This is a genomic window from Yimella sp. RIT 621, assembly GCF_004146205.1.
Classification (GTDB): Bacteria; Actinomycetota; Actinomycetes; order Actinomycetales; family Dermatophilaceae; genus Yimella; species Yimella lutea.
In genome coordinates this window covers 1-25,786 of record NZ_SEIP01000015.1, presented here as the reverse complement: position 1 = coordinate 25,786, position 25,786 = coordinate 1, and the positions used below count along the sequence as shown (strand labels likewise).

Sequence of the window (25,786 nt, the reverse complement as noted above, 5' to 3'; positions counted from 1 at the left end):
GCGGACATGCCCGTTCCGTCCGCGCCGAGCCCTTCCCGCCGCACCTTCGACAGCACGCACCTCGAACGGTTCGCCGAGGGTTACGACTTTCCGCTCGACGATTTCCAACGCGCCGGATGTGAAGCGGTGCAGAGCGGACAGGGTGTGTTGGTCGCTGCACCCACCGGCGCTGGCAAGACCATCGTGGGCGAGTTCGCCGCGCATCTGGCCCTGCACACCGGCCTGAAGACCTTCTACACGACGCCGATCAAGGCTCTGTCGAACCAGAAGTACGCCGATCTGGTGGAACGACACGGCAGCGACAAGGTCGGCCTGCTGACCGGTGACTCCTCGATCAACGGCGAAGCGCCGATCGTGGTGATGACCACCGAGGTGCTGCGCAACATGCTGTACGCGGGTTCCGACACCCTGTCCGGCCTCGGCTTCGTGGTGATGGACGAGGTGCACTACCTCGCCGACCGGTTCCGCGGCGCGGTCTGGGAGGAAGTCATCATCCAGCTCCCGCAGCAGGTGCAGGTCGTTTCGCTGTCAGCGACCGTCAGCAACGCCGAGGAGTTCGGTGAATGGCTACGCACCGTCCGTGGCGACACCGAGGTCATCGTCGAGGAGCATCGTCCGGTACCGCTGTGGCAGCACATGATGATCGGCAACCGCATCGTCGACCTCTTCGCCGAGTCGGGCGGTGAGAAGCGCGTCAATCCCGAAGTGCGGCAACGCATCTCCGCGCTCCAGCAACGTGACAACCCGCGCGGGGTACGGATGGACGCGGGTGCCCCACGTGGACGGCGCGGGCGTCCGGGCAAGGGACCCTCGGGTCCGGTTCGCGGTGGGCGACCATCGCGTGGACCCAGTCGGGCCGAGGTGATCGAAGCCCTCGACAAGGAGGGTCTGCTCCCGGCGATCACCTTCATCTTCAGCCGGATCGGCTGCGACTCCGCTGTCTCGCAACTCCTGGCGTGGGGCATCAGGCTCATCCCGCCGCAGGAGGGCGAGCGCATCCGACGGATGGTCGAGGAACGAATCGCCACCCTGCCGGAGGAGGACCTCGCGATCCTCGGTTATTACGACTTCGTCGAGGGGCTCACCCGCGGTTTCGCCGCTCACCACGCGGGCATGTTGCCGACCTTCCGCAAGATCGTCGAGGAACTGTTCGCCGCCGGACGCATCCAGGCGGTCTTCGCCACCGAGACGCTCGCGCTCGGTATCAACATGCCCGCTCGCACGGTCGTGCTGGAGAAGTTGGTGAAGTTCAACGGCGAGGCACACGCACCCGTCACCCCGGCCGAATACACCCAGCTCACCGGTCGCGCCGGACGCCGGGGAATCGACTTCGAAGGCCACGCCGTCGTCCTGTCCGGCCGAGACACCGACCCGGAGTCCGTTGCGGGACTTGCCAGTACGCGCACCTACCCGCTCAACTCCAGCTTCGTCCCGACGTCCAACATGGCGGTCAACCTCGTCGACCGGCTTGGTCGCGGCCCCGCCCGGCAGACACTGGAATCGTCGTTCGCGCAGTTCCAGGCCGACCGATCCGTCGTCGGCCATGCGCGCTCGATCAAGAAGAACCAGGAGGGTCTGGAGGGTTACGCAGAAGCGATGCGCTGCCACTTGGGCGACTTCGAGCAGTACGCCGCGCTGCGCCGCGAACTGTCCGATGTGGAGAAGCAGCTGAGCCGCCGCACGTCCGCCGCGAACACGGCAGCGGCAGCCGTCTCCTTGTCCAAACTGTCGGTCGGCGACGTCGTCCGTGTGCCGCTCGGACGACGCGAGAGCCTTGCTCTCGTGCTGTCGATGGACGCGCCTCGACGTGGTCTCGCGCAACCCTTCGTCCTGACCGAGGACGGACGCACCAAGCGCCTGGACGAGTCGGACGTCCGCGGCCCGGTGCCCACGCTCGGTTCGCTGCCGGTGCCGAAGCGTTTCAACCACCGCGACCGTAGGGCACGCTCCGATCTCGCCTCGACGCTGCGGATCAAGATGCGCGACGCCCGTGCGGGTGACGTGGACGCGCCGGACACCGAGGAACTGCGCCGGCTCGACGGCAAGGTGGGGGAGTTGCGCGAACGCATCCGGCAGCACCCCTGCCACGACTGCCCGTACCGCGAGCAACACGCCCGCTGGGCCGAGCGCTGGTGGAAGCTGCGTCGCGAGACCGACGGACTCCAAAAAATGGTCGACGGACGCACTCACAGCGTCGCCCGCACCTTCGAGCGGGTCTGCGACCAGCTCAGCGAACTCGGGTTCCTGTCACCGGACGGTCAGTCGGTCACCTCCGACGGACGAACGCTGCAGCGGATCTACGCCGAGAAGGACCTGTTGGTCGCCGAATGTCTGCGTCAGGACGTGTGGAAGGGGCTCGACCCGGCGTCGCTGGCCGCTGCGGTGTCCGCGATCATCCACCAGTCGCGCAGCAAGGACGGTCCGGATCCCGATCCGAAGATGCCGAACCGTGAGGTGGCCGATGCGGTCGAGCGGCAGAATGACGTCTGGGAGGGCCTGCTGGAACTGTCCAAGAGGCACCAGTTGCAGCCTCCGGGCGAGCCGGACGCGTCCATCGTGTGGTCGATCCACCGCTGGGCCGCCGGGCAACGCCTCGAGACCGTCCTGCGCGGATCCGACCTGACCGCAGGCGATTTCGTGCGCCGCTGCAAGCAGTTGATCGACCTGCTCGATCAACTGGCCGACCTGGAGGACTACCCGTCCGTGGCTGCGAACGCCAAGCGTGCCGTCAACCTGTTGTTGCGCGGTGTGGTCGCTGCCGACCGCCTGGACTGACCGCACACCGATCCGTCCGCACCGGCGCCGCGTGTGCGACCGGATCGGGGGGCCGGCTCTGGCAGGATGCTCGACATGGCCTTCTCCAACAAGCACCTGACGCAGGGCGAACACGTCGAACTCGAGTTCCGTACGCACGCCAAGAGGATCATCGGCCCGTTGCTGGTCATTCTGTCGATGATCGTGCTCGCGGTGCTGGCCTACATGTTCCTGCCGGATGACGGACGCCCGTGGACTCTCGTGGCCGTGCTCCTACTCTGTGCGATCGTCGCGATCGTCTGGGGCCTCATTCCGATCTGGAAGTGGCGCAACACGGTGTTCGTGCTCACCAACCGCCGTCTGATCACCCGCACCGGAATCATGGCCAAGTCCGGTCGCGACATCCCGCTCTACCGCATCAACGACGTGCAGTACGAGAAGGGCGTCTCGGACCGCATGCTCGGCTGCGGCACGCTGTTGATCTCCGACGCCTCCGACCAGCCGCAGCTGCGTCTGGACGACATTCCCCACGTCGAGTCGGTGCAGGTCAAGATCAACGAACTGCTGTTCGCCCACTTCGGCGACGGCCAGGATCGTCCGGACTCGGTGCCCGCCACCGGACGTGGCAACGACCGCCGTCAGGACCGCTTGGACGACCCGCGCGATCGGGGTCGTTCGGCCGCGCCGTACGACCGGGAGTACGACGAGCGCGCCCGCTCGGACCGCGACTACGACCGTGGCTACGACGACCGAGGCCGCGACCAGCGGGGCTACGACGAGCGCGGGTACGACCAGCAGGGTCACGAGCGCGACTCCTACCGTGCCTCGGGTGACCGGCCGTATGACAATCAGCCCCCGGTCGACCCCCGCGACGGCGCCGGCCCCGACCAGACACGTCCGCTGCCGCGCCAGGACGACCCGCCCCAGCGCTACTGAGCCTCAGTCGTCCAGGCCGAGGGCCTTCGTGACGCGCGCGACCGAACTGCCGATTGCGAACTCCTCGATCAGCGCGTCCAGTCGTTCGGGATCGGCGACCTGCTTCGGCAGCTTCGTGTCGATGTCGGACGGCAGCACGATGTCGCGCACGACGTTCACCACGCCGGGCGCGACATCGAGGTAGGCCGCCGATGCCTCGAGCTTGGCTCGACGGGCACCCTTGATCTCGGGGTCACCGCTGTCGATCGCCGCGCGGAGCCCGGCAAGATCGCCGTAGCGTGCGATGAGCTGAGCTGCGGTCTTCTCGCCGACGCCCGGCACTCCGGGCAGACCGTCACTGGTGTCTCCGCGCAGCACCGCCATGTCGGCATAGCCCGCTCCGGTTCCCACGCCGTACGCCTGTTGCAGGAACGACTGATTGATCAGATCCGGTTGCCGCACACCACCTTTGGCGGTGTACAGGACGCGGACGTCCTGGGCGTCGTCGACCAACTGGAACAGGTCGCGGTCGCCGGTGACGACGTCGACAGGCATCCGGCCGAGATGGGTCTGCACCAAGGTCCCGATCACATCGTCGGCCTCGTACCCGTCGATCCCGAGGCGGCACAATCCGATTGCTGCCAGGACGTCGCGGATGACGGGTACCTGCGGCGTCAGATTTTCCGGTGACTCCTCCTGGACATCGCTGCCCTCGGTGAGGCGGTGACTCTTGTAGGACGGGATCGCATCGACCCGGAACGCCGGACGCCAGTCGTTGTCCCAGCAACAAACGAGGTCCGTCGGCTTCTCCCGATCGACCAGGGTGGCGATCATGTCCAGGAATCCGGTCACCGCGTTGATCGGCACACCGGCGGGGGAGCGCCGGTCGGGCACTCCGAAGAACGCGCGGAAATACAGCGAGGCGGAGTCGAGCAGCAACAGGCGTCGGGTGGGCTCCATGCTGCAATACCGTAGAGGCATGGAAGACCTGGACCGCCGCATCGTCACACTTCTGGCGTCCGACGGTCGGCTGAGCTTCACCGACCTGGCCCGCGACACGGGGCTCTCGGTCAGCGCGGTACACCAGCGGGTGCGCCGCCTGCAGGAGCGGGGGGTGATCAAGGGGTTCCGCGCCGTCGTCGACCACGAAGCTGCCGGACTGCCACTCACCGCGCTGATCTCGATCGCGCCGTTCGACGCGTCCGCGCCCGACGACATCCCCGACCGGCTGCGTGGCCTGCATCAGATCGTGGCCTGTTACTCGGTCGCGGGGGAGGAGAACTACGTTCTGAAGGTGCGGGTAGCCAGTCCGCGCGAGCTCGAGGATCTCCTCGCCACGATCCGTTCTGCCGCCGCCGTCACCACACGGACGACAGTTGTGCTGAGCACGGCGTGGGAGGACCGCAGTCCCTTCGGTGACTGAACGACCGGGCGATCGTCGCTGCGCCTCGTCAATGGCGTGCCATCCGTCACCTGCTCGGCGTGTCGTCCCGCGACACGCCGCCGTCCCGAAGATCATTCCGAGAATCTTTTGCCGACACCGGCCCAGAACCGACCCGCTGACCAGCACAAACAGACGTTTTCGCAGTTCAGAGCCGCGTTTGACAGTGCATGGTCGGCAGGTAGCGTAGCTCTCACGCCAGATGGGCCCCGTCATCCAGTAGATAACTTTCGCACGCGTTGCGATCGGTCCCAACGATGAGTTACCGGGGCCCATCTGCATCACCTCGTGGTTCGGGCTTCCGGATTTGATGCGCAATCGGATCACGCCCCGCGGCAGTGCTCAACCGCGCAGATTAGGCTTGCTCGGTGACCACGACCTCCGCACCGGTTCGACCGGCACTCGTTCGTACGGCCGGTCGACTCCCGGCGCGGTCGGCGCTCGCAGTGCTCGGTGGGCTCTCGCTCTGGCTCGCCTTCCCCGGTACGGCGTGGTGGCCGATGGCACCGGTCGGCGTGATGCTCATGTCCTTGTCCACCATCGGGACGACGGCGCGACGCGGATTCTTGCTGGGTCTGCTCGGCGGACTCGCCTGTTTCCTGCCGACCCTGCACTGGAGCGGCATCTACGTAGGCGACACGCCGTGGATCGCGCTGTCGGTGACCGAGTCCCTCTACCTCGCGTTCATGGGCATGGCGATCGCCGTGGTCCAGCGCAGGGGTGCGGTTCGGCCGGGCGCCGTTGCGGCCCTGTGGGTGTTGCAGGAGTTGTTCCGCTCGAACGTGCCGTTCGGCGGATTCCCCTGGGCACGGCTGGCCTGGACCACGGCCGACTCACCCTTGGTGCGGTTCGCGTCCATAGCCGGAGCACCAGGTCTGACATTCGTCGTCGCGTTGCTCGGTGCTCTGCTGGCGCTCGTCGTATTCCGATTAGCCACAGGGCAATTGAGCCTGTTGCGGCTCCTCGTACCCACCGCTGCGACCGCGTTGGTCGGCGCATCGGCGTTTGTTGTCCCGGTGCCGACGGAGGGCAAGCCGCTCCAGGTCGTCGGCGTCCAGGGCAACGTGCCGACAACCGGACTCGACTTCAACGCGCAGCGCCGCGCCGTGCTCGACAACCACGTCGCCACCACGAAGCAGGCGGCCCGGATGGTTGCCGACGGCAAGATTGCGTCACCCGAACTCGTCGTGTGGCCGGAGAATTCGTCGGACATCGACCCGACCCGCAACGCCGACGCGGCAACCGGGATCGCACAAGCTGTCGGTGCCGTCGGCGTGCCGGTCATCGTCGGCGCGGTGCTGCAGGAGCCCGCCCCGAAGGTCTCCAACACCTCCATGCTGTACCTGCCCGGTCGAGGTCTGGTCGATCAGTACGTCAAGCAACACCCGGTTCCGTTCGCGGAGTACATGCCGTACCGGAGTTTCTTTCGTCAGTTCTCCGACAAGGTCGACCTGCTGACCACCGAGTTCGCCCACGGCAAGCAGGTCGGGGTGTTCGACATCCCGACCAGGTCCGGCACCGTGAAGGTGGGTCCGGTGATCTGTTTCGAGGTCGCCTACGACGCCGTCACCCGCGCACCGGTGGATCGGGGCGCGCAGTTGCTCATCGTCCAGACCAACAACGCCACCTTCGGCTACACCGCGGAGTCCGAGCAGCAACTCGCCATCTCACAGGTGCGGGCGGTCGAACACGGCCGCTCGGTGGTTCACATCTCGACCGTGGGCGTGAGCGGATTGATCACGCCGGACGGTGTGGTGCACGACCGTTCGGAGTTGTTCACCCGTAAGGTTCTCGCCGGGGAACTGCCGCTGCGGTCTGCCAAGACGATGGCCGACCGTTGGGGTGCAATTCCCGAGTACGTGATCGGCGCGATCGCGGGGTTGCTGGTCCTGATCGCGTGGCGCCGTACCCGGGGCGAGCGAGCGACCGTCCGCCGGACGGGAACATCCGCACCGGGCGGGGGCGTCGATCCGTCCGACAAGGCGGACGAGTCGACGACGACGCCGTCCCAGACAGAAGAGGAAGCACGTGACTGACATCCGCCGCGAGCCGCTGAAGCGCGTGCTCGTCCTGCTGCCGACGTACGACGAGCGGGACAACCTGCCGTTGATCATGGCGCGGATCCGCAAGGCGGTGCCGGACGCCGACGTGCTCGTCCTCGATGACAACTCGCCCGACGGCACCGGCGAGCTCGCCGATGACATGGCGGCCAGCGATGATCACATCACGGTGCTGCACCGCGCGGGCAAGGAAGGTCTCGGCAAGGCCTACCTCGCCGGTTTCGCCTGGGGCCTGGAGCGCGGATACGACGCGCTTGTCGAGATCGACGCCGACGGCTCGCACCCGCCCGAGATGCTGCCTCGAATGCTCGAGGTAGCCGGTGAGGCCGACCTGGTCATCGGTTCGCGGTGGGTCCCGGGCGGATCCATCGTCAATTGGCCGAAGTCCCGCGAGATCATCAGCCGCGGCGGCAATCTGTACATCCGGCTCGCCTTGGGCATGCCGGTCAAGGACGCAACCGCCGGCTACCGCGTCTACCGCGCCTGCGCACTGCGTGCGCTCGGTCTGGGCGACGTCTCCTCACAGGGCTACTGTTTCCAGGTCGACCTGACCTGGCGCGCGGTGCGTGCCGGCCTGGTCGTCGCAGAGGTGCCGATCACATTCGTGGAACGCGAGATAGGGGCGTCCAAGATGACCGAGTCGATCGTGCGCGAAGCGATGCTCAACGTCAGCAAGTGGGGCGCCGCGCACCGACTCGATCAACTCAAACGGCTCGCCGGCAGGAAGTGAACGCCATGGCCCAGCGACGCGGACGCGGCAAGATCGGCTGGATCCTGTTCCTGATGCTGCTGGTGATCCCGGTCATCGAGGTGATCGTGATCATCCAGGTGGGACGCACCATCGGCGGTTGGCAGACATTCGGTCTGCTGGTGCTGTGGTCGCTCATCGGTGCCTGGCTGGTCAAGAGCCAATGGCGTACCGCTTGGCGGGCGCTGCGCACTGCACTGCAGACCGGCCGCATGCCGGCCCGCGAACTCACTGACGCCGCGCTGATCCTCATCGGCGGCACACTTCTGTTGGCGCCCGGGTTCCTGACCGACATCATGGGTCTGTTCCTCATCCTGCCGTTCACCCGGCCTCTCGCCAGGCCACTGCTCCAGGCAGCGGTGGCACGTCGGCTGCTCGACGGAACGATGGTCGGGGCGACGACGGTGTCCACGGGTCCGACCGGGACACCCGGTGCCGGCCCGATGACCGGCCCGCGGCGCCGTCCGGCGCAGGACGATGTCATCGAGGGTGAGATCGTCGACGACTGAGTGGGCAGGTGAGCTGAGCAGCCCCCGACTGCCGTCCTCCCTCGCGTGGGGAGTGGGTTCGGCCGCTCGTGCCCGCCAGGACGTCACTGTGCGCGGAACAGTCGTGATCGCCCCGTCCGAGTCGGTGGCCGCCGATCTGCCGACGGATCTGTCCGGTCAGATCCTGATGCGGGTGGTCAGCGTGACCCAGGACATCACGCCGCTGGCCGTCGCTGCTGCAGTACGCGGGGCCGTCGCCGTCATCGCCACCCGCGTGGACGCGGTCTACCCGCGCCAATCCCTGTGGTCGGAGTCGGCCAGGTGCAGAGCACGCCTTGCCGCACCTTCAGCGCTCTGCGCCGATCGAGCTGCAACTCACCACCACGCTGCACCCGACGCCCGGGGGAGCGTCTGGGCTATCGCGCACGAATGAGCGACGTGACGCCGCGTGGCTCGAGCGATGGGAGTCGATAGCGACAACTCCTCCTGGCGGGGCGTCGAGACGCCGGCGCTGCTCGAGCCGGAGTACCACTCGGCTGACGACACGATTGCGGCCAACATCTCGCTCGAGCGATTGACCGTCTCGATGGAGATCCAAGGTTCGGCCGCACTCGCGCTCGCCCGCGCCTGAACACGATTCGGCCCCGGGACTCTGGTGAGTTCCGGGGCCGAATCGTTCGATGGGCTCAGGCCGTGCGCTTACGCCGGGGCTTGACCCCGCGCGACTCCCGCAGCAGGGTGAGGCGCTCTTCGAGCAGTTCCTCGAGTTCGGGGATCGAGCGACGCTCCAGCAACATGTCCCAATGGGTGCGCTGGTGCTTGACCGGCTTGCGTTCCGGTTCGGGGCCGTCGACGAGAACAGCCTCTGCGCCGCAGCGACACTCCCACAACGACGGGATGTCGGCCTCGACCGAGAACGGAAGCTCGCTGACGTGTCCTTCCGGGCACTGGTAACGGGTCAGCTGCCGGTCGCTGAGGGTGACGCCCTCGTCGCTCTCGTGGGAGACCGACGAAAGGTTCGTGCCTCGCAATGATCGCTCTGCCATGGTTTTCCCCTTTGCACCGAATCTGCACGTGGCCGCGACGAATCAACTCAAGATCGTCATGTGTTGGTGATCTGACCGTCGCGGTATCTGTTGGTGCCAACGGGCGCGGGCCGCGGATTGTTCCGAATGCCGCGAAATTTCTCCCTAGATGACCTGGGGCACATGGTTGCCGACGTCGCTGATCCCCTTGCGGACGTCCACCGCCCGCAGCAGCAGACCGCCGACGACGAAGAAGATCACCAACGCCACGATCGACAGACGGTAGCTGTGGAACAACTGGTAGACCAGACCGAATACGAAGGTACCGAACCAACTCGTGCCGCGTTCCATCGCCTGATAGAGGCTGAAGAACTCCGACTCCCGACCCTTGGGGACCAGGTGGCTGAACAGGGACCGGGACAGGGACTGGCTACCACCCATCACGATGCCGATGCCGACGCTGAGAACGAGCCAGAGCCCGAACGCCCTCTCCGGAATGAAGAACGCCACGCAGACGACGCCGGTCCACAGGAACAGGCTGAGCAGGATCAGTTTCTGCGAACCCTGGGTGCGAGCCATCCGTCCGAAGAGCATCGCGCCGAAGAACGCGACGAACTGCACCAGCAGAATGGTGATGAACAGCTGGTTCTCGTCGAACTTCAGCTCCAACGCTCCGTACAGCGCTGCCGCAGCGATGACGGTCTGAATGCCGTCGTTGAAGAACAGGTATGCGACCAGGAACTTCATCGTCTCGGGGTATCCGCGCAACTCCTTGAAGGTTTCCTTCAGTTGCTTGAAGCTGCCGCTGAACATCGGCTGCTTGCCGGATGCATCGGCCGCACTCGGGACATTGCGCAGGGCGATGACCGGGATGATGCCGAAGAGCAGCCACCAGATGCCGCCGGCAGCGAAGATGATGCGGACCGTCATCGACAGTGAGACGCCGAGTTTCTCGTGCATGAGCAGGAAGGCGAGCGCTCCGGCCAGCATGAGGCCGCCGCCGAGGTAACCCATCGCCCACCCGACGGTCGAGACCCGGTCGCGGTCGTCCGGGGGAGTGATGCGGATCATCAGCGCCGAGTAGATGATCAACGCGGCGCCGAGGCTGGTGTTCGCGACGATCACCAGCACGATCGCCAGCTGCCAGTTGTCGCCCTCGAGGAAGAACATCGCCGTGGCGGCGATGCCACCGATCAGCGTGAAGAAGCCCAGCAACCGGGTCGGACGCGGAGAGCGGTCGGCGAGTGCGCCGACGAACAGCAGCACGAAAGCGGAGATGATGGTGGACGCGGTGAGCGTGTAGGGCACCAGCGAGCCCGGCGGGATCGAGAAGCCGAGCACGGACAGGTTCCTGAAGCATTCCTCGTCCGTGGGCCGGGTCGGACACGCCGCCTTGTTGGCCAGACTGGTCACGTACGGGCCGAACAGCACCGTCATCGTCGCCGTCACGAATGCCGAACAAGCCCAGTCGTACCAGTACCAGCTGCGCTGCAGCGTGCGTTGTTCGGGAGTCGATTGCGTCCCGGCAGGCGCCTGCTTGGTCAGATCCACGAGTGAACTGTGACACATTCACGCACGCCTGGCAGTCGGACGCACCAAGCCTGCAGGGACACAATCGTGATGGACCATGATCGAGGTCGAACGGATGCGGCGGCTACGGTTGGACGGTGCGCGGATCCAAGGGGACCGCAGACAGGGGGAGGGCACGAGGATGGCCGGCGATCGCGTCGGAACGACCTTCGGCCCATATCGCATCGACGATCTCATCGGACGTGGCGGTATGGGCGAGGTCTACCGCGCCTATGACACGGTCAAGGACCGCGAGGTCGCCTTGAAACTGCTGCCGCGTGAGCTCGCGAAGGACGCGAGTTACCGGGAACGCTTCCAGCGCGAGGCCAGGGTCGCTGCGCGCCTGCAGGAACCGCACGTGATCCCGATCCACGACTTCGGTGAGATCGACGACATTCTGTTCATGGACATGCGCCTGGTGCGTGGCAAGGACCTGCGTGCGGTGTTGCGCCGACCCGACCACATGGACGTGACCTTCGCCGTCGAAGTGGCCCGACAGGTCGCGGACGCGCTGGAGGCGGCCCATACCGACGGCTTGGTGCACCGCGACGTCAAGCCGGAGAACATCCTGTTGTTGCCTTCGGGCTTCGCCTATCTGGCCGACTTCGGTATCGCCAGTCGCAGTGACGAGGTTCGATTGACCTCCACGGGCACCGCGATCGGATCCTTCGCCTACATGGCTCCCGAGCGTTTCCAGGACGAGCCTGTCGGCCCGGCGACCGACATTTACTCGCTCGGCTGCGTGCTCTACGAGTGCCTCGCCGGAGAGCCGCCATTCCCGCGGTCGTCCGTGCCGTCGATGATCCAGGCGCACCTGAACGACGCACCACGCCGGCTGACCTCCGTCAGGGGTGACGTCCCACCCGCCCTGGAGAAGGTCATCGCGCGGGCGATGGCCAAGGATCCGGCCCAGCGGTTCGGCAGCGCGCACGAGTTCGGGCGTGCCGCCACGGCAGCCGTGGAGGCGTCCGGACAAACGGCGAGGTCGGCCGGTGCAGGGGTGGCAGCTGCCGGAACGGCAACAGCGAAGCTGCCCAAACGCTCGCCCGCTGCCCTGACCGGAGGAGCCCCGACAGGAACGTCCCGTCCCCACTCGGGCCCCGCCTTCACACCGCGGCGTCCGACCGGCACCCACTCCCGCACCACCAACCCACCCCCCGCCGAGCGACCGGGCCGCAAGCTGGGCCCCGCGGCCGCGCTGTGGGCTGTGCTCGCCGCGCTCGGACTCGTCGCTGCGTTCGCGGCCTGGCAGGTCTGGGGCCAGGACGACGGCACGGGTGCCCTCGGAGCAGACACCCCCGATCGCTCGTCGCCGAGTTCGGGAACCACCAGCTCAACAGGTCCGAGCAGTACGTCGAGCCTGTCGACCTCGCCGTCGAGCCCGACATCGACCAGTACCTCGGTGAGCACCCGACCGGACGGCAAGATCACGACCGTGACGGTCACGCACACCGGCTCCTCGACCACCACCACGTCCGCGAGCACGCAAGCGTCGAGCAGGGAACCCACGACATCGACAAGTACCGACACGTCGACGTCCACACCGACCAGCCCGACCAGCCCGACCATTGCGCCAGGTGCGGGGTACGACTCGCAGGGCTGGACCAGCCATTCGCAGGTGCGCTGTTCGGGCGGCGATCGGGCGGTACTCGTGGCCTCCTCGGACTCCTCGTTGGTGACTATCTGCGAGGCCCCGTCGGGCAGCCGTTACTACCTCGGGCTGCGACCTGACCAGACTGAGAAGCCGAACAACCTTCGAGTCGCGAACCCGGTGCGTGAAAGCGACGGCTGGCGAGCCAACTCCGGCGGCTATGTCTACAAAGTCACGCCGTCGATGCTGTACATCTCGAACAGCTCCGGCACCTTGCGGGACGAGGCGATCTCCACTTACGTGGAGCCGTCCTGATCGATCAGACTCGTCGAATCTGACCCAGGTCGCGCACCGCACCGTACGACGCCGACGTCGCCAACGCGGCATACGCCTTGAGGGCCTTCGAGACGACGCGGTCACGGTTCACCGGCTGCCATGGGTGCTCGGAGGCTTCCATCTTGGCGCGGCGATCGGCCAGCGTCGCTTCGTCGACCTCCAGCGACAGGGTGCGTGTCCGGACGTCGATGAGAATCTCGTCGCCGTCCTCGACCAGGCCGATCAGACCGCCCTGGGCTGCTTCGGGCGAGACGTGTCCGACCGAGATGCCCGAGGAGCCGCCGGAGAACCGGCCGTCGGTGATGAGCGCGCACTTCTTGCCCATGCCGGTGCCCTTGAGGAAGGCGGTCGGGTGCAGCATCTCTTGCATGCCCGGGCCACCGGCCGGTCCCTCGTAGCGGACGACGATCACGTCGCCCTCCGTGATGCGCTTGGACAGGATCGCATCGACCGCGTCCTCCTGGCTCTCGACGACGAGCGCCGGGCCACGGAAGGTCCACAGGTCCTCGTCGATACCAGCGGTCTTGATGACTGCGCCGTCCTCGGCGAGGTTGCCGTGCAGCACGGCGAGGCCGCCGTCCTTGGTGTACGCATGCTCGACCGAGCGGATGCACCCGTTCTCGGCGTCGGTGTCCAGGCTGCTCCACTTGTTGTCGGTGGAGAACGCCTCAGTGGTGCGCACCCCGCCCGGTGCGGCGTGGAACAGGTCGACCGCTGTCTGCGACGGGCTCTCGGCGCGGATGTCCCACTCGGAGATCCATGCTTCCAAGGAGGGGGAGTGGACGCTGTGCACGTTTTCGTTGAGCATCCCACCCCGGAACAGTTCACCCATGATCGCCGAGATTCCGCCTGCGCGGTGTACGTCTTCCATGTGGTAGTCGGAGTTCGGCGCGACCTTGCTCAAGCAGGGCACCCGACGGCTGACGGCGTCAATGTCCTCGAGGCCGAACGGCACCTCGCCCTCCTGGGCGGCAGCGAGAATGTGCAGCACGGTGTTCGTCGAACCACCCATGGCCACGTCCAGTGCCATCGCGTTCTCGAACGCTTCCTTGGTCGCGATCGAGCGCGGCAGCACCGAGTCGTCGTCCTGCTCGTACCAACGCTTGGCGAGGTCGACCACCACGCGTCCGGCTTCCTCGAACAGCGCCCGGCGCGCCTGGTGGGTGGCCAGGGTCGAACCGTTGCCCGGCAGCGAAAGTCCCAGCGCCTCGGTGAGGCAGTTCATCGAGTTGGCCGTGAACATGCCCGAGCACGATCCACAGGTCGGGCAGGCCGACAACTCAACCGTCGCCAGGCCCTCGTCGTCGACGTCCTGGGACGCGGACGCGGAGATCGCGGTGATGAGGTCGGTCGGCGCGTGGGCGACGCCATCGACGACGACCGCCTTGCCGGCCTCCATCGGACCGCCCGACACGAACACGGTCGGGATGTTCAGGCGCATCGCGGCGTTCAGCATGCCCGGAGTGATCTTGTCGCAGTTGGAGATACAGACCAGTGCGTCGGCGGCGTGGCCGTTCACCATGTACTCGACCGCGTCGGCGATCACCTCACGGGACGGCAGGGAGTACAGCATCCCGCCATGGCCCATCGCGATGCCGTCGTCGACGGCGATGGTGTGGAACTCGCGGGCGACTCCGCCGGCCGCCTTCACCTGTTCGGCGACGATGTCGCCCATGTTCTTCAGGTGGACGTGGCCGGGTACGAACTGGGTGTAGGAATTTGCGATTGCGACGATCGGTTTGCCGAAGTCGGTGTCGCCCATGCCGGTGGCGCGCCAGAGTGCGCGAGCACCTGCGGCGTTGCGGCCGTGGGTGGTGACGCGGGAACGCAGTTCGGGCATGATCGACTCCTTTCGTTCACCGGCGCCGTAGTGCACCGATGATCATCCCAATCATCGCATCGCGCACCGCGTGGAGCACCGAGCGTCCATGACTCGAACGTTCGGTCCAGGATACGGACGGACGGACGGACAGCTTCGGACGCCCTCGAAATCCCCGCGAGACAGCGTTGCTGACTAGCGTTGACGCAAGAAAACTGACTTCGACGAAAGGTGCCCTGATGGCGCTCGTACGCATGCTGGCCCGCCCGCTTCTTGCCGCCCCGTTCATCTTCGGTGGCTTCAACCAGTTGCGCTCCAGCGGCCAGCTCGCCCCTAAGGCCGCGCCGGTCACCGACCGTCTGGCGGCGCCGCTGAAGCTGCCGACCAACGACCCCAACACCCTGGTGAAGGCGAACGGTGCCGCGATGGTCGCCGGCGGAATCCTGCTCGCGACGGGCAAGGCGCCCCGCGTCGCCTCGACGCTGCTGTCGGGTCTGCTGATCCCGACCACGCTCGCCGGGCACGCCTTCTGGGAGGCCGACACCGAGCAGGAGAAGCGCCGCCACCTCGTCTCCTTCGTGACCAACCTCGGCCTGCTCGGTGGTCTGATCACCGCTGCGGTCGACACCGCGGGCAAGCCGGGTCTGCCCTACCGCGCCGGCATGGCCAAGAACGCCATCGGCCGCGCTGCACACACGACCGCGCTCGAGGCACGCCTGGCGGCAGCCAACGCGCAGAACAAGCTGCCGGTCTGATCCATCGAGAAAGGACGCGTCGACGGCTGTCGGCGCGTCCTTTCTCATTTCCGTGACCGGGTCGACCGGACACAAATCTGCGTCGAGGTGACATTCCCGAGGTGTAGGAACAGACTCTCGGGAGGACAATGAACGACATCGACGAACTCGCCGAGCCAAGCGTCGATGGTGGCACTTCACCGCTGCTGACGGCACTGCGCGATCACGTCGGGCACCACTGCGTCGGCATTGACCGGGGTCCACGCCTCGCTGGGCACCCATTCGCTCCCACACGAGCGGCACGCGAACAGCGGCTCACCGTTGAGCTGCTGTTGCGTTGTGTCCCAATCACATTCGCTGCGACAGGGTTCGATGCGCAGGTCCGCCACGATCGTGGTCGGCTCAGACCGGGAAGCCCAGATGGGCGAGCGCCTGTCGCAGCAGCACTCCGTGGCCGCCGCTCATCTCCTCGCTGCGTGACAACTCCATCGCCTCGTCCGGGTTCAGCCACGCGAGGTCCAGGGCGTCCGCACTCGGTGCGCAGTCGCCCATCACGACGACGACGTGCGCCATCGACACCGCGTGCTGCCTCGGGTCGTGGAACGGAGTCACACCGGGCGTGGGGAAGTACTCGGCGATCGCGAACGGCTGCGGCGAGATCGGCACCTGTGGAAGTGCCATCGGGCCGAGGTCCTTGTCGATGTGGCGCAGGATCGCGTCCCGGATCCGCTCGTGGTAAAGCACCCGACCGGACACCAGTTCCCGCTTGATCCGACCTTCGGACGTACCACGCAGCAGCAGACCCACCTGCGTGACGACAGACCGTTCGTCCACCCGGACCGGCACCAAGTCGAGGTAGAGGATCGGCAGGCGTTCGCGCGCGTCCCGGAGTTCCTCACGGGAGAGCCAGGCGCCGCTGGTGTCGGTGTCCATCTCGCTCATGCCGTCATTGTGTCAGCGCGCTCCGGTGGCAGGGCGGTCGCGTCGCGGTGAGCTGACAATGCCGGCAGGGCCGGCGGAGCGGGTCGGTCTTTCGCCGAGGCGAAGTAGGCGGAGACCCGCGATCGGCGGATCGCGAAGATCCTCGGTGAGCGCGGCTTGATCTGTCGGCGACCGATCAGCTGCTTCCGCTCACCACCACGGGGATGATCACCGCGGTCATCATCGCGGTGTTGAGGGCCTGGATCGCGCGCGAGACAGCGTCACCGCCGGGGTCCCCGGCTGCTACCTGCTCGATACGGGCCTTCAGGTCGCGCTTGCCCAGGCCGCCGGACTCCTGCTCGAGCACCTTGTGGGCGACGTCCAGGCCCTGCAGGATCGACAGCAGCGTTGCGTCCTGCGAGGTCGCTGCAGCGCTGCCCGAGAGCACAGCGGCCAGACGTGTTCGAGTCTCCTGCTCGGGTTGCGGGTTGAGCACCGGGTAGCGCTCCGGGACGAAGCCCAGTGCCTTCTTCTCGACGACCTCGACCACCCCGTTCGCGGCAAGTCGTTGCACGACAAGGCTTTCCGGGTTCAGCTTGCGGTCACTGATCAGGGACGAGAGCTTCTTGCCGTTGTGCTTGTCAGCGATTCTGGCCAGTCCGTGGTCGACCACGGGGTCGCCGGTGGGGGAGCCGTCCACCATCGTGAGACGCGGCTGCTTCTCCTTGGTGACGTCGATCTTCCCGGCGCGGATGAGATCGGACAACATGGCGCCCACCAGGCCGTAGCCGCGTTGCGCACCCATCCCCTCGATCTTGCCGTCGTCCTTCGTCAGCAGCATGAACAGTTGATCAGTCGTCGGCATCATGTCTTCGACCCTATGAAATCTGCCCACCGATGTGGCCGGACGGGGATGACCGCCGGGCGGACCTCTGCTTGGATCGTGGACGGTCGCGGACTCGCGCGGCCGGCGACAGACGGAGCTGCGATGACACCGCCGAAGTCCACGACACCCGCCGCGGATTCCCACGAGATGATCCGCGTGCAAGGCGCTCGCGAGAACAACCTCAAGGGTTTCGACGTCGACATCGCCAAGCGGCGCCTGACGGTCTTCACCGGTGTCTCCGGTTCCGGCAAGAGCTCACTCGTGTTCGGCACGATCGCCGCCGAGTCGCAGCGGATGATCAACGAGACCTACTCGACCTTCGTCCAGGGGTTCATGCCGACGCTGTCGCGCCCCGAGGTCGACCGGCTCGAGGGGCTGACGACCGCGATCGTCGTCGGGCAGGACCGGATGGGCGCGAACCCGCGCTCGACCGTCGGCACCGTCACGGACGCGAACGCGATGCTGCGGATGCTGTTCAGCCGTCTCGGCGACCCGCACGTCGGCGGACCCAACGCGTACTCGTTCAATGTGCCGACCGTGAAGGCGAGCGGGGCGATCACCGTCGAGCGCGGCGCGAAGACGATCGCCGAGAAAGCGACGTTCAACCGGCTCGGCGGCATGTGCCCGCGTTGTGAGGGACGTGGCTCGGTGTCCGACGTCGATCTCACCGCGCTGTACGACGAGGAACTGTCGCTGCAGGACGGCGCACTGAAGATCCCGGGCTACTCGATGGACGGCTGGTACGGCCGCATCTTCGGCGGGTCCGGCTTCTTCCCGATGGACAAGCCGATCAAGAAGTTCACCAAACGCCAGTTGCACGACCTGCTTCACAAGGAGCCGACGAAGATCAAGGTCGACGGGATCAACCTCACCTACGAAGGCGTGATCCCCAAGATCCAGAAGTCGATGCTGTCCAAGGACGTCGAGGCGCTGCAACCACACATCCGCGCGTTCGTCGAACGAGCCATCACCTTCCAGACCTGCCCCGAGTGCGACGGCACGCGCCTGACGCCCGAGGCCCGCTCGTCCACGATCAAGGGCATCAACATCGCCGACGCGTGCTCGATGCAGATCAGCGATCTCGCCGAGTGGGTCCGTGCACTGGACGAGCCGTCGTTCAAGCCCCTTCTCGCCGGGCTGCAGCACCTGCTCGATTCCTTCGTCGGGATCGGCCTCGGTTATCTCGCGCTGGAGAGACCGTCGGGCACCCTGTCCGGCGGTGAGTCGCAGCGCACGAAGATGATCCGGCACCTCGGTTCGTCGCTCACCGACGTCACGTACGTCTTCGACGAGCCTTCGATCGGCCTGCACCCGCACGACATCGACCGGATGAACGATCTGCTGATCCAGTTGCGCGACAAGGGAAACACCGTGCTGGTGGTCGAGCACAAGCCGGAGATGATCGCGATTGCCGACGAGGTCGTCGACCTCGGTCCCAAAGCGGGGACGGACGGCGGGGAGATCGTCTTTCAGGGCACGTTGGACGAATTGCGCAAGGCCGACACACTCACAGGCAAGCACCTGGACGACCGGGCTTCGATCAAGGAGTCGGTGCGCGACCCCGACGGTGCACTCGAGATCCGTGGAGCCTCCACCAACAACCTGCAGGACGTGGACGTCGACGTACCGCTCGGCGTGCTCGTTGCGGTCACCGGAGTCGCAGGTTCGGGCAAGAGCTCGCTCATTCACGGGTCGTTGGAAGGACGCGACGACGTCGTATCGATCGACCAGGGTGCGATCAAGGGTTCACGCCGCAGCAACCCCGCCACCTACACGGGACTGCTCGATCCGATCCGCAAGACCTTCGCGAAGGTGAACGGGGTGAAACCCGCTCTGTTCAGTGCGAATTCGGAGGGCGCCTGCCCGGTCTGCAACGGCGCCGGCGTCATCTACACAGAGCTGGGCTTCATGGACACCGTGACCACCGTGTGCGAGGAGTGCGAAGGCAAGCGCTTCCAGGCGGCGGTGCTGGAGTACAAGGTCGACGGGAAGGACATCAGCGAGGTACTCGCGATGTCGGTCGAAGAAGCCGAGGAGTACTTCGCCGACGGTGAGGCCAAAACGCCTGCGGCACATAAGATCCTGCAGCGACTGGCCGATGTCGGACTGGGCTACCTCACGCTCGGCCAGCCGCTCACGACACTGTCGGGTGGTGAACGCCAGCGGATCAAGCTCGCCACGCACCTGGGGGAGAAGGGCGGGATCTACGTCCTGGACGAACCGACCACCGGCCTGCACCTGGCCGACGTCGAGAATCTCCTGGGCCTGCTCGACCGCCTGGTCGATTCTGGCAAGTCGGTCATCGTGATCGAGCACCATCAGGCGGTGATGGCGCATGCCGACTGGATCATCGATCTGGGTCCGGGAGCCGGTCAGGACGGCGGCAAGATCGTGTTCGAAGGGACGCCCGCCGAGTTGGTGAAGAAGTCGACCCTGACAGGCAAGCACCTCGCCGCGTACGTCGGATCGAAGTAGCCCCCCCTACACCCGTGGTCAAGGGCGGTCAGAAACCGCCGATGTCGCCACCACCGAAGTCGCCGCCGCCCATGTCGTCACCGAAGTCGGCGCCCCCGAAACCGTCGTCCATGCCCTGACCCATTCCGGGGTCCTCCGCGAAACCCTGGTCCGCTGCGCCGGGGTCGCCGGCGTCCGCGCCCGGATCTCCGGCCGCCTCGTCCGCGCCGCCGTTGTCTGCGAAACCGTCGCCGAAGCCGTTCCCGTCGAACATCTCCTACGCGATCGCGGTGCCGATGAACGCGCCGGCGATGCTGCCCATGAGTGAGCCGCCGATCATCGCGCCCATGCCCATTCCGCCCATTCCGCGCCCCATACCGCCGCCGAACATGCTGCGCATCGCGCCGGGCCGCTGCATCTCCATGCGGGTCGCGCTGCGGGCAAGCGTCTTGGGGGAGTCGTCCTGGGGAGGCTGACCGGGGGCGGCCTCGGCCAGCTGCTGCAACACCTGACGTCGCTGACCCGGAGTCAGCTGCGCGAACGCCTGCTCGTGCGCGGCTTCGATGTGGTCCGGGGGAGCGGTGCGCAACAGATACTCGTACCGCTCGATCGCCTGATCATCCGACATCTGCTGCTGCCCGCCCGGCGGCTGTCCACCCTGGGGCACGCCTTGCTGGCCGGGCGGCGGACCGGCGTCCTGAGCGCCGAACCCACCCGACTGCTGGTGGGGTTGCTGACTGGTGCGGCCGAGAAGCCGATCGAGAATTCCCATGGGTCGACGCTAGAGCCGAACCGTCACGTCGATAGGTCGTACGCAACGGCAGTTTTTCCCGGACGCGAGACCACCCCTTCGGTGCCCCGGCCCGGTCCGCATCGCCGCTACGTTCGAGGGATGACTGATCCCACCGCAGGACCCGGCCGTTCCCGTGGTCGCTTTTCCGCGTTCCCGTTCCCGCGCTACTCCCGCCGCACCAAACGCGGCACCAACGTCTCCGTCGGTGGCTGCTGCCTGCCGATCCCGATCGGATGCATGACCCTCACCACGGCCGCCGCCGTCGGTGCCTACGCATTGCGTAAGGGCTCCGGCCTGGGCTGATCCGACCACTCTCGGCAGACTTTCCCGCGAGGCCATGTCGAGAACGACACGGTGGCTCCGTCTCCTTGATGTCAGCGGCCCAGAACGGGCCGATACGTCACGAAGGGAAAGTCTGATGGCCAAGTACCTGCTCCTGAAGCACTACCGATCGACCGGCAAACCCGCGGAGGTCGTCCCCGAGATCCCGATGGACGACTGGTCGGCCGACGAGGTCGACGCACACATGCAGTACATGAACGATTTCGCCGACCGGCTGGAGAAGTCCGGTGAGTTCGTCGACGGTCAGGCATTGTCGATGGCCGGCGCGTGGGTGCGTCACGACGGCGAAGGCAAGCCGCCGGTCACCGACGGGCCCTTCGCCGAGACCAAGGACCTGATCGCCGGCTGGATGATCATCGACGTCGAGACCTGGGACCGAGCCGTCGAACTGGCCGGTGAACTGTCGGCGGCCCCTGGCAAGGACGGAAAGCCGATCCACGAATGGCTGGAAGTCCGACCGTTTCTCGGGGTGGACGCGCCGACCATCGCCGACTGACTGTGCCTGACCTGTTCGATGCTGCTGCACTGCGAAGTCACATCCCCGCAGTGATCGGCGTCCTCGTCCGCCGCGGAGCCGACTTCGCGACGGCCGAGGACGTCGTCCAGGAAGCATTGCTCGAGGCACTCCGGACGTGGCCGCGGCAGGCCCCGCGGGTCACTCACCCCCTGATTGGCGATAGCACTGGATCATTCAGCCGATGACGTAAACCGCTGCGTCAGCGACGGCGTTTCGTGCTTCAGTCCGCTTGACTCACTCGGTCACCGTTGAGTTGACCGTAGCGGGATGCTAGCCCGCGTGTCGGTGTACGTCGGTGGCCACGTGCGGTTTGACCTGCAGGCGTTCCCACATGGATGGGTATACGGACTGGCAGAGTAAGAGTGTCGCTACCCACGAGCTTGGTCACGCCCTAGGACTGGCCGATCACTACTCGACCTACATCTACGACGTGATATGGGGATACACCGACTCCCGCAAGGCGTCTGTGCCGTATACCCATGACAAGGCCACCTACTACTCGCTCTGGGGATGATGAGATGAACATTCAACGCACCACCCTCGTGATCGCCCTTGCTGCGGCCACGTCGCTCACCGCCTCCGCCTGTTCCCAGGGCTCTGGCGAAGATCAGGCATCCGGACCTACAAAGACAGCTCACTTGAGTCACAGTTTCGACGTCACGGATCAGAGGGCAGTCGCAGGATGGAGCGACCGCATCTTCGTCGGCACGGTCGAGGCCAAAACCGGTAGCAAGTCCAGGGTCAAGGACCTTCCGGCCGGCCAGTGGAAGGTCCGAGTGAAGGAAACCATTAAGGGGCCACAGCTTCAGGTCCAGACCGTTTCGCAGACGGGTGGCAAGGACGCGGATGGCACAGTGATCCTGATGGACGGCGACCCCATCCTGGTGAAGGGGAAGACCTACATCTTCGCGGGCCGGTACGACCCCCGCACAGACACCGTGGTCGTCGTGTCCAAGTACGGGGACGTCCCCGTCTCCGATGTCGCCGACACCAAGGTGAATGCCATGAAGGCATCGGCGAAGAACCCCAAGGCGGTTCACAAGCCGGCGATCTAGACATCTTCAGCCTGTGATGCCGAGGGGGTTGATGTCTCGGCATCACAGGCTTGTGTCAGGTCTAGGGACCTCTTTTGAACGAAGTACAGGTTGGACGTCGATCACTTCGCCAGTGATCCGGGGTCGGATCCTGCCCGGGGCCTGCTCGTAGACTGCCGCGTAGGTGCTCGAGCCGACCATTGATCGCCTCGGTGGGTCCGTTGCTGGTGCCGGGCCGGTCGAAGAACGCGAGCACGTCGGCCGCGCGCTTGATCAGCGTTCTTCCCAGGGTGATGACCTCGGCCAACGGTTTCGGCACGCCGGTACTGATCGAGTCGATCAGCTCGGTCATGAGCTTCTTCCCGGTAGCCCGGTCCGGGTGCCGGTACGCCGCGATCATCCGTTGATAGATGCCCCAGGTGCACTCGACCTGAACGTGCTCATCGACAGCGAACAGTGCGGTGAGGCGTTCGTGTTGCCGGTCGGTGAGCAGGCCCGCGCCAGTGTGCAGGGTGCGCCGTGCCCGGTACAGCGGATCCGTGGTGCGGCCACGGTGCCCGTGCAGTTCTTGCTGGACCCGCCGGCGGCACCTATCCAGGGCGTCACCGGCCAACCGGACAACATGGAACGGGTCCATCACCGTGGCCGCAGCCGGGATCTCCTCAGCGGCAGCGGTTTTGAAGCCGGTGAACCCATCCATCGCGACGACCTCCACAGCCTCCCGCCACTGGGCGGATCGGTCGGCCAGCCAGGTCTTGAAGACCTGCTTGGACCGTCGGCAACCATGTCCAACAACCGTGCTGGTCCGATGCCGTCCCGGATCGGCGTGAGGTCGATGATCGCCGATGATCACCTATTTGTCGCCGGCCCGGGTGTGCCGCCACACGTGCTCGTTATCGACACTCATCGACACCGATCGCGGTGACGCCGTCGAACCGGGCCGGGTCGTCGATCAACACCCGGTGCCCCTCGGCGAGGACGGCGTCGTTGGCGGTGTCCCATGCAACGGCGAGGGCTTCGGCGACCCGGGCGATTGTGAGGTGCTGACACACGATCGCGGTCAATGCCCACCGCACGGCCCGGCGGGACAGGCGTGCCCGTGGTTCGGCCGCCGCGGAGCAGTCCTGCCGCCATACATGCCCACATTCTCGGCACCGGTACCGGCGCAGAGTGATGGCCAGCGTCGTGGGTCGCCACCCCAACGGTTCATGAGCCAGCCACCGCACGACGGTGTCACGCGGTGCGCCTTCGCACCCGCACCGGTGGCACCACGCATCATCGTCGACGACGCGGCACGCCAACACGGCCCGCTCGGGTTCAACGCCTTGCCCCGTCACGACCAGGCCGAGCTCATCCAAGCCGCAGAAGGTCGTCAGGTCAGGGGTAGTGAAGGTAGCGTCGTACATGTCGAGGTCTTCCAGATGGGCAGCGTCAGAACTTCCATCATCGGGAGACCTCGACCCTCACCCGAACAACGACGCGCTACCAACCCCTACACCCTCGATTGGGATGAGCCCGCAAAGGGCACCAGCCAGGGCCGGTCACCGCCGCGGAGTTCGCGATCAACACCGCCTGGCTGGCGCGGCCGATCCGGTCGCCTGGACGCCGGCCGCTCGTCCTTACCGGCAAGGCAAAGACCTCGCACTGTGCGGGCCGAAAGCTGGGCTAGGCAGGGCTTCCTGGCTGACTGGTTGTTTCAACTTTGATGAGGTGCCTGTACTTCTGCTGAAGCCGAGCTAGCTCCTGCGTGAAGGCGGGGTCGGTCGTGTTCTCGTGGGTGACTAGAACCGCGCCGTCGAAGGTTGACAGCGAGACACCCCAACTCAGGCGTGCCGAAGTGGCCGACGGGTTCAGTGCGTTGTTGACATCGGTCTTCGTAGCCTCAAGCGTCGCAAGTGTCGGCACCCCCGGCCGGTCAGCGACATAGTTCAACCGGAGCGGGGCCTTGTCGCCGTACCGCTCGCCGAGGCCTTTCGCCCACGTCAGGTAGTCTGCGGGATCCTTCGGGCCGAAGGGAACCTCGACCGTTCCGGATCGGACGACGACATCACGCTGTGGCCAACCAGGCTTGCGCGCCATTTCCGCAGCAATGCCACTACGCACCTGTTCTGTGGTCGTTATCAACGTTGTTCCCGCTGGCTGGGGCGATATGGTTCGACCGTATCCGGCAGTGATCGCCACCACGCCGATGAGTGCCGCAGCAACGGCGCCACTAGCGATGCCAGTGATGGACAGTGCCCGTCGGCGGCGACCTGTTCTCCAAAGCTGGGTTGCGTCGATTTCAAGTTGACGTGGCGCACGGTCCGCTAAGTGCCCGAATGCTTCGTGGGTCGGCGTTTTCATGGGTGACGCTCCTTAGTGTCAGCCTGTCCAAGCTCAGGGTGTTTGATGCGGATCGCGTTAAGGCCTCGGTGCACGTGGGATGTTCGTGCGGGATGCAATCCTTGACGTCTAGGGAACCTGATCAGGACGGGTGATGAGTGCTCAACCGCAACGCATCGAGACCTTCGGTGAGTGCAGTGACGTGGTGGTGTACGACATCATGCGCGAACGCCTGACTCGCCTGGGCGGCTCGCTGATCGCCCTGATCGACTTGGAGGAGGCCCGCGGTGCTGACCGGGTGCGTGTGGGGGAGTTGTTCGCACGCAAGGACGAGTACCGTCGCGCGGTCGACGCGGTGGATCCGGGGGACCGAGCTGCCCAGATACGGATGATCGCCTACCTGTCGAGTGAGCGGGACCGGGTTGAGGATCTCCTCCCGGTATGAACACAACATCTAAGGGAGAAGGTCCTCTCGCTGCGGGTCGTAGCAGACGAGACCGTTAGACGCACCGATGCGCGCAATCTCTGCCGCATGCACCGCCCCCGGAACGGTAAGAGAGACAGAAATAAAGTCGCCAGTGGCTCCGAGCATTACAGGAAGACTTGCCCATGGGCTACCATCGTCGAACTCTGGGAACTTATCTACCGCTTCGGCCACAAACGCTTCGATTGCTGGTTCGGCATCCGAGCTGTCGTCATCTTCTGCTTGAGCGAAACGGCGTTCGAACTCGTCCGCCGCTTCTTTGTCTGAGTTCGGCGTCTGGCCTACCCATAGACCTAGATCGTATGACACGATTGTCTCTCCTTCAGGTTAATCGTCATCGACGACGTGATTCTTCCCAGATCCCGGTCACCCGTCCACTGTAGGGGTTAACCATTACTCTGATGCACCGGATCCGAAATCCGAGGGTACGGTACCGATTATCCCAGTATCGCTGCGATTTGGTGAGCTGGCAACTGTTAGCCTTTACTTCCCAATACATATTACCTTTGGTCGTAATATCATAAACAGGGTCAAGTCCCGGGTAGTGGTGTAG

General features: G+C 65.8%; 26 protein-coding genes and 1 pseudogene. 16 read left to right on the top strand and 11 right to left on the bottom strand.

Annotation, left to right across the window (positions count from 1 at the left end):
• The first annotated feature begins 6 nt into the window (after positions 1-6).
• Complete coding sequence (locus EU513_RS13500) at positions 7-2,775, top strand: RNA helicase (protein WP_129626804.1); 2,769 nt, start codon at positions 7-9, stop codon at positions 2,773-2,775.
• 75 nt (positions 2,776-2,850) lie between these two features.
• Positions 2,851-3,690, top strand: coding sequence for a PH domain-containing protein (locus EU513_RS16190; protein ID WP_129626802.1), 840 nt, complete (start codon positions 2,851-2,853; stop codon positions 3,688-3,690).
• 3 nt (positions 3,691-3,693) lie between these two features.
• Here EU513_RS16190 and EU513_RS13490 read toward each other — a convergent pair whose 3' ends face one another.
• A complete protein-coding gene (locus EU513_RS13490; RefSeq protein ID WP_129626801.1) occupies positions 3,694-4,629 on the bottom strand; it encodes a 5'-3' exonuclease in 936 nt (311 codons plus the stop codon).
• Between the two features lie 19 nt (positions 4,630-4,648).
• On the opposite strand from EU513_RS13490, the gene EU513_RS13485 reads away from it, so the two are divergent.
• The 6 genes from EU513_RS13485 (at position 4,649) to EU513_RS15995 (ending at position 9,037) form a co-directional block, all read left to right on the top strand.
• Positions 4,649-5,092 carry an Lrp/AsnC family transcriptional regulator gene (locus EU513_RS13485; RefSeq protein ID WP_129626799.1) on the top strand — a complete coding sequence of 148 codons (444 nt, stop codon included), beginning with the start codon at positions 4,649-4,651 and terminating at the stop codon, positions 5,090-5,092.
• A 386-nt stretch (positions 5,093-5,478) separates the two neighbouring features.
• Positions 5,479-7,146 (top strand): apolipoprotein N-acyltransferase, encoded by a 1,668-nt coding sequence (gene lnt / locus EU513_RS13480; RefSeq protein WP_129626797.1) that lies wholly within the window; start codon positions 5,479-5,481, stop codon positions 7,144-7,146.
• Positions 7,139-7,900 (top strand): polyprenol monophosphomannose synthase, encoded by a 762-nt coding sequence (locus EU513_RS13475; RefSeq protein ID WP_129626795.1) that lies wholly within the window; start codon positions 7,139-7,141, stop codon positions 7,898-7,900. The genes lnt and EU513_RS13475 overlap by 8 nt, the downstream gene beginning before the upstream one ends.
• A 5-nt stretch (positions 7,901-7,905) precedes the next feature.
• Positions 7,906-8,427, top strand: a complete 522-nt coding sequence (locus tag EU513_RS13470) for an FxsA family protein (protein ID WP_129626793.1) — start codon at positions 7,906-7,908, stop codon at positions 8,425-8,427.
• An 88-nt stretch (positions 8,428-8,515) separates the two neighbouring features.
• Positions 8,516-8,839 (top strand): hypothetical protein, encoded by a 324-nt coding sequence (locus EU513_RS13465; RefSeq protein WP_129626791.1) that lies wholly within the window; start codon positions 8,516-8,518, stop codon positions 8,837-8,839.
• A 27-nt stretch (positions 8,840-8,866) separates the two neighbouring features.
• A complete protein-coding gene (locus tag EU513_RS15995; RefSeq protein ID WP_168990282.1) occupies positions 8,867-9,037 on the top strand; it encodes a hypothetical protein in 171 nt (56 codons plus the stop codon).
• A 55-nt stretch (positions 9,038-9,092) separates the two neighbouring features.
• On the opposite strand, the gene EU513_RS13460 is transcribed toward EU513_RS15995, so the two are convergent.
• Both EU513_RS13460 and EU513_RS13455 read right to left on the bottom strand, forming a co-directional pair.
• Positions 9,093-9,452, bottom strand: a complete 360-nt coding sequence (locus EU513_RS13460; RefSeq protein ID WP_129626789.1) for an RNA polymerase-binding protein RbpA — start codon at positions 9,450-9,452, stop codon at positions 9,093-9,095.
• A 144-nt stretch (positions 9,453-9,596) separates the two neighbouring features.
• Entirely contained in the window at positions 9,597-10,982 is a 1,386-nt protein-coding gene (locus EU513_RS13455; protein ID WP_370447362.1) for an MFS transporter, read from the bottom strand.
• Between the two features lie 160 nt (positions 10,983-11,142).
• Between EU513_RS13455 and EU513_RS13450 the strand changes: the two genes are divergently transcribed.
• The gene (locus EU513_RS13450; protein ID WP_168990281.1) at positions 11,143-12,906 is read left to right on the top strand and encodes a serine/threonine-protein kinase; all 1,764 of its coding nucleotides are present in this window, start codon (positions 11,143-11,145) and stop codon (positions 12,904-12,906) included.
• 4 nt (positions 12,907-12,910) lie between these two features.
• Here the strand turns inward: EU513_RS13450 and ilvD are convergent, their stop codons facing one another.
• Positions 12,911-14,767, bottom strand: a complete 1,857-nt coding sequence (ilvD, locus tag EU513_RS13445; protein WP_129626783.1) for a dihydroxy-acid dehydratase — start codon at positions 14,765-14,767, stop codon at positions 12,911-12,913.
• Between the two features lie 218 nt (positions 14,768-14,985).
• On the opposite strand from ilvD, the gene EU513_RS13440 reads away from it, so the two are divergent.
• Entirely contained in the window at positions 14,986-15,501 is a 516-nt protein-coding gene (locus tag EU513_RS13440; protein WP_129626781.1) for a DoxX family protein, read from the top strand.
• A gap of 381 nt (positions 15,502-15,882) precedes the next feature.
• On the opposite strand, the gene EU513_RS13430 is transcribed toward EU513_RS13440, so the two are convergent.
• Both EU513_RS13430 and EU513_RS13425 read right to left on the bottom strand, forming a co-directional pair.
• Complete coding sequence (locus tag EU513_RS13430) at positions 15,883-16,413, bottom strand: NUDIX hydrolase family protein (RefSeq protein ID WP_370447363.1); 531 nt, start codon at positions 16,411-16,413, stop codon at positions 15,883-15,885.
• Between the two features lie 184 nt (positions 16,414-16,597).
• Positions 16,598-17,269 (bottom strand): GPP34 family phosphoprotein, encoded by a 672-nt coding sequence (locus EU513_RS13425; RefSeq protein WP_129626777.1) that lies wholly within the window; start codon positions 17,267-17,269, stop codon positions 16,598-16,600.
• A 120-nt stretch (positions 17,270-17,389) separates the two neighbouring features.
• On the opposite strand from EU513_RS13425, the gene EU513_RS13420 reads away from it, so the two are divergent.
• A complete protein-coding gene (locus tag EU513_RS13420; RefSeq protein ID WP_129626775.1) occupies positions 17,390-19,762 on the top strand; it encodes an excinuclease ABC subunit UvrA in 2,373 nt (790 codons plus the stop codon).
• A gap of 28 nt (positions 19,763-19,790) precedes the next feature.
• Here the strand turns inward: EU513_RS13420 and EU513_RS16470 are convergent, their stop codons facing one another.
• Both EU513_RS16470 and EU513_RS13415 read right to left on the bottom strand, forming a co-directional pair.
• Positions 19,791-20,015, bottom strand: a complete 225-nt coding sequence (locus EU513_RS16470; RefSeq protein WP_240796060.1) for a hypothetical protein — start codon at positions 20,013-20,015, stop codon at positions 19,791-19,793.
• A 3-nt stretch (positions 20,016-20,018) separates the two neighbouring features.
• Positions 20,019-20,513, bottom strand: coding sequence for a hypothetical protein (locus EU513_RS13415; protein WP_240796059.1), 495 nt, complete (start codon positions 20,511-20,513; stop codon positions 20,019-20,021).
• A 120-nt stretch (positions 20,514-20,633) separates the two neighbouring features.
• Here EU513_RS13415 and EU513_RS13410 point away from each other — a divergent pair, with 120 nt between their 5' ends.
• The 4 genes from EU513_RS13410 to EU513_RS13395 all read left to right on the top strand — a co-directional run bounded on the left by EU513_RS13410 (position 20,634) and on the right by EU513_RS13395 (position 22,448).
• On the top strand, positions 20,634-20,837 hold the full coding sequence (locus tag EU513_RS13410) for a hypothetical protein (protein ID WP_129626773.1): 204 nt from the start codon (positions 20,634-20,636) through the stop codon (positions 20,835-20,837).
• Positions 20,838-20,952: 115 nt separating this feature from the next.
• On the top strand, positions 20,953-21,372 hold the full coding sequence (locus EU513_RS13405; protein WP_129626771.1) for a YciI family protein: 420 nt from the start codon (positions 20,953-20,955) through the stop codon (positions 21,370-21,372).
• Positions 21,318-21,578, top strand: coding sequence for a sigma factor (locus tag EU513_RS16685; protein ID WP_205744787.1), 261 nt, complete (start codon positions 21,318-21,320; stop codon positions 21,576-21,578). Before EU513_RS13405 ends, EU513_RS16685 begins: the two co-directional genes overlap by 55 nt.
• A gap of 453 nt (positions 21,579-22,031) precedes the next feature.
• Positions 22,032-22,448: a hypothetical protein gene (locus EU513_RS13395; RefSeq protein ID WP_129626769.1), complete on the top strand. Its 417-nt coding sequence runs from the start codon at positions 22,032-22,034 to the stop codon at positions 22,446-22,448.
• Positions 22,449-22,599: 151 nt separating this feature from the next.
• Here the strand turns inward: EU513_RS13395 and EU513_RS13390 are convergent.
• Both EU513_RS13390 and EU513_RS13385 read right to left on the bottom strand, forming a co-directional pair.
• Positions 22,600-23,833 (bottom strand): annotated as a pseudogene (locus tag EU513_RS13390) (ISL3 family transposase); the annotation flags it as partial.
• A gap of 259 nt (positions 23,834-24,092) precedes the next feature.
• Positions 24,093-24,770 (bottom strand): hypothetical protein, encoded by a 678-nt coding sequence (locus tag EU513_RS13385; protein WP_129626767.1) that lies wholly within the window; start codon positions 24,768-24,770, stop codon positions 24,093-24,095.
• A 133-nt stretch (positions 24,771-24,903) separates the two neighbouring features.
• Between EU513_RS13385 and EU513_RS13380 the strand changes: the two genes are divergently transcribed.
• Entirely contained in the window at positions 24,904-25,194 is a 291-nt protein-coding gene (locus tag EU513_RS13380) for a hypothetical protein (RefSeq protein ID WP_129626765.1), read from the top strand.
• Between the two features lie 9 nt (positions 25,195-25,203).
• Here EU513_RS13380 and EU513_RS13375 read toward each other — a convergent pair whose 3' ends face one another.
• On the bottom strand, positions 25,204-25,542 hold the full coding sequence (locus EU513_RS13375; protein ID WP_129626763.1) for a hypothetical protein: 339 nt from the start codon (positions 25,540-25,542) through the stop codon (positions 25,204-25,206).
• Positions 25,543-25,786 lie beyond the last annotated feature (244 nt).

Bases quoted from the DNA above. Each gene is read 5' to 3' on its own strand.
- EU513_RS13380 (WP_129626765.1), top strand. From the start codon at position 24,904: ATGAGTGCTCAACCGCAACGCATCGAGACCTTCGGTGAGTGCAGTGAC.
- EU513_RS13415 (WP_240796059.1), bottom strand. From the start codon at position 20,513: ATGGGAATTCTCGATCGGCTTCTCGGCCGCACCAGTCAGCAACCCCAC.
- EU513_RS13430 (WP_370447363.1), bottom strand. From the start codon at position 16,413: ATGGACACCGACACCAGCGGCGCCTGGCTCTCCCGTGAGGAACTCCGG.
- EU513_RS16470 (WP_240796060.1), bottom strand. From the start codon at position 20,015: ATGTTCGACGGGAACGGCTTCGGCGACGGTTTCGCAGACAACGGCGGC.
- EU513_RS13410 (WP_129626773.1), top strand. From the start codon at position 20,634: ATGACTGATCCCACCGCAGGACCCGGCCGTTCCCGTGGTCGCTTTTCC.
- EU513_RS13500 (WP_129626804.1), top strand. From the start codon at position 7: ATGCCCGTTCCGTCCGCGCCGAGCCCTTCCCGCCGCACCTTCGACAGC.
- EU513_RS13385 (WP_129626767.1), bottom strand. From the start codon at position 24,770: ATGAAAACGCCGACCCACGAAGCATTCGGGCACTTAGCGGACCGTGCG.
- EU513_RS13485 (WP_129626799.1), top strand. From the start codon at position 4,649: ATGGAAGACCTGGACCGCCGCATCGTCACACTTCTGGCGTCCGACGGT.
- EU513_RS13440 (WP_129626781.1), top strand. From the start codon at position 14,986: ATGGCGCTCGTACGCATGCTGGCCCGCCCGCTTCTTGCCGCCCCGTTC.
- EU513_RS13425 (WP_129626777.1), bottom strand. From the start codon at position 17,269: ATGATGCCGACGACTGATCAACTGTTCATGCTGCTGACGAAGGACGAC.
- EU513_RS16685 (WP_205744787.1), top strand. From the start codon at position 21,318: ATGGCTGGAAGTCCGACCGTTTCTCGGGGTGGACGCGCCGACCATCGC.
- EU513_RS13405 (WP_129626771.1), top strand. From the start codon at position 20,953: ATGGCCAAGTACCTGCTCCTGAAGCACTACCGATCGACCGGCAAACCC.
- EU513_RS16190 (WP_129626802.1), top strand. From the start codon at position 2,851: ATGGCCTTCTCCAACAAGCACCTGACGCAGGGCGAACACGTCGAACTC.
- EU513_RS13490 (WP_129626801.1), bottom strand. From the start codon at position 4,629: ATGGAGCCCACCCGACGCCTGTTGCTGCTCGACTCCGCCTCGCTGTAT.
- EU513_RS13450 (WP_168990281.1), top strand. From the start codon at position 11,143: ATGGCCGGCGATCGCGTCGGAACGACCTTCGGCCCATATCGCATCGAC.
- EU513_RS13460 (WP_129626789.1), bottom strand. From the start codon at position 9,452: ATGGCAGAGCGATCATTGCGAGGCACGAACCTTTCGTCGGTCTCCCAC.
- ilvD (WP_129626783.1), bottom strand. From the start codon at position 14,767: ATGCCCGAACTGCGTTCCCGCGTCACCACCCACGGCCGCAACGCCGCA.
- EU513_RS13470 (WP_129626793.1), top strand. From the start codon at position 7,906: ATGGCCCAGCGACGCGGACGCGGCAAGATCGGCTGGATCCTGTTCCTG.
- EU513_RS13420 (WP_129626775.1), top strand. From the start codon at position 17,390: ATGACACCGCCGAAGTCCACGACACCCGCCGCGGATTCCCACGAGATG.
- EU513_RS15995 (WP_168990282.1), top strand. From the start codon at position 8,867: ATGGGAGTCGATAGCGACAACTCCTCCTGGCGGGGCGTCGAGACGCCG.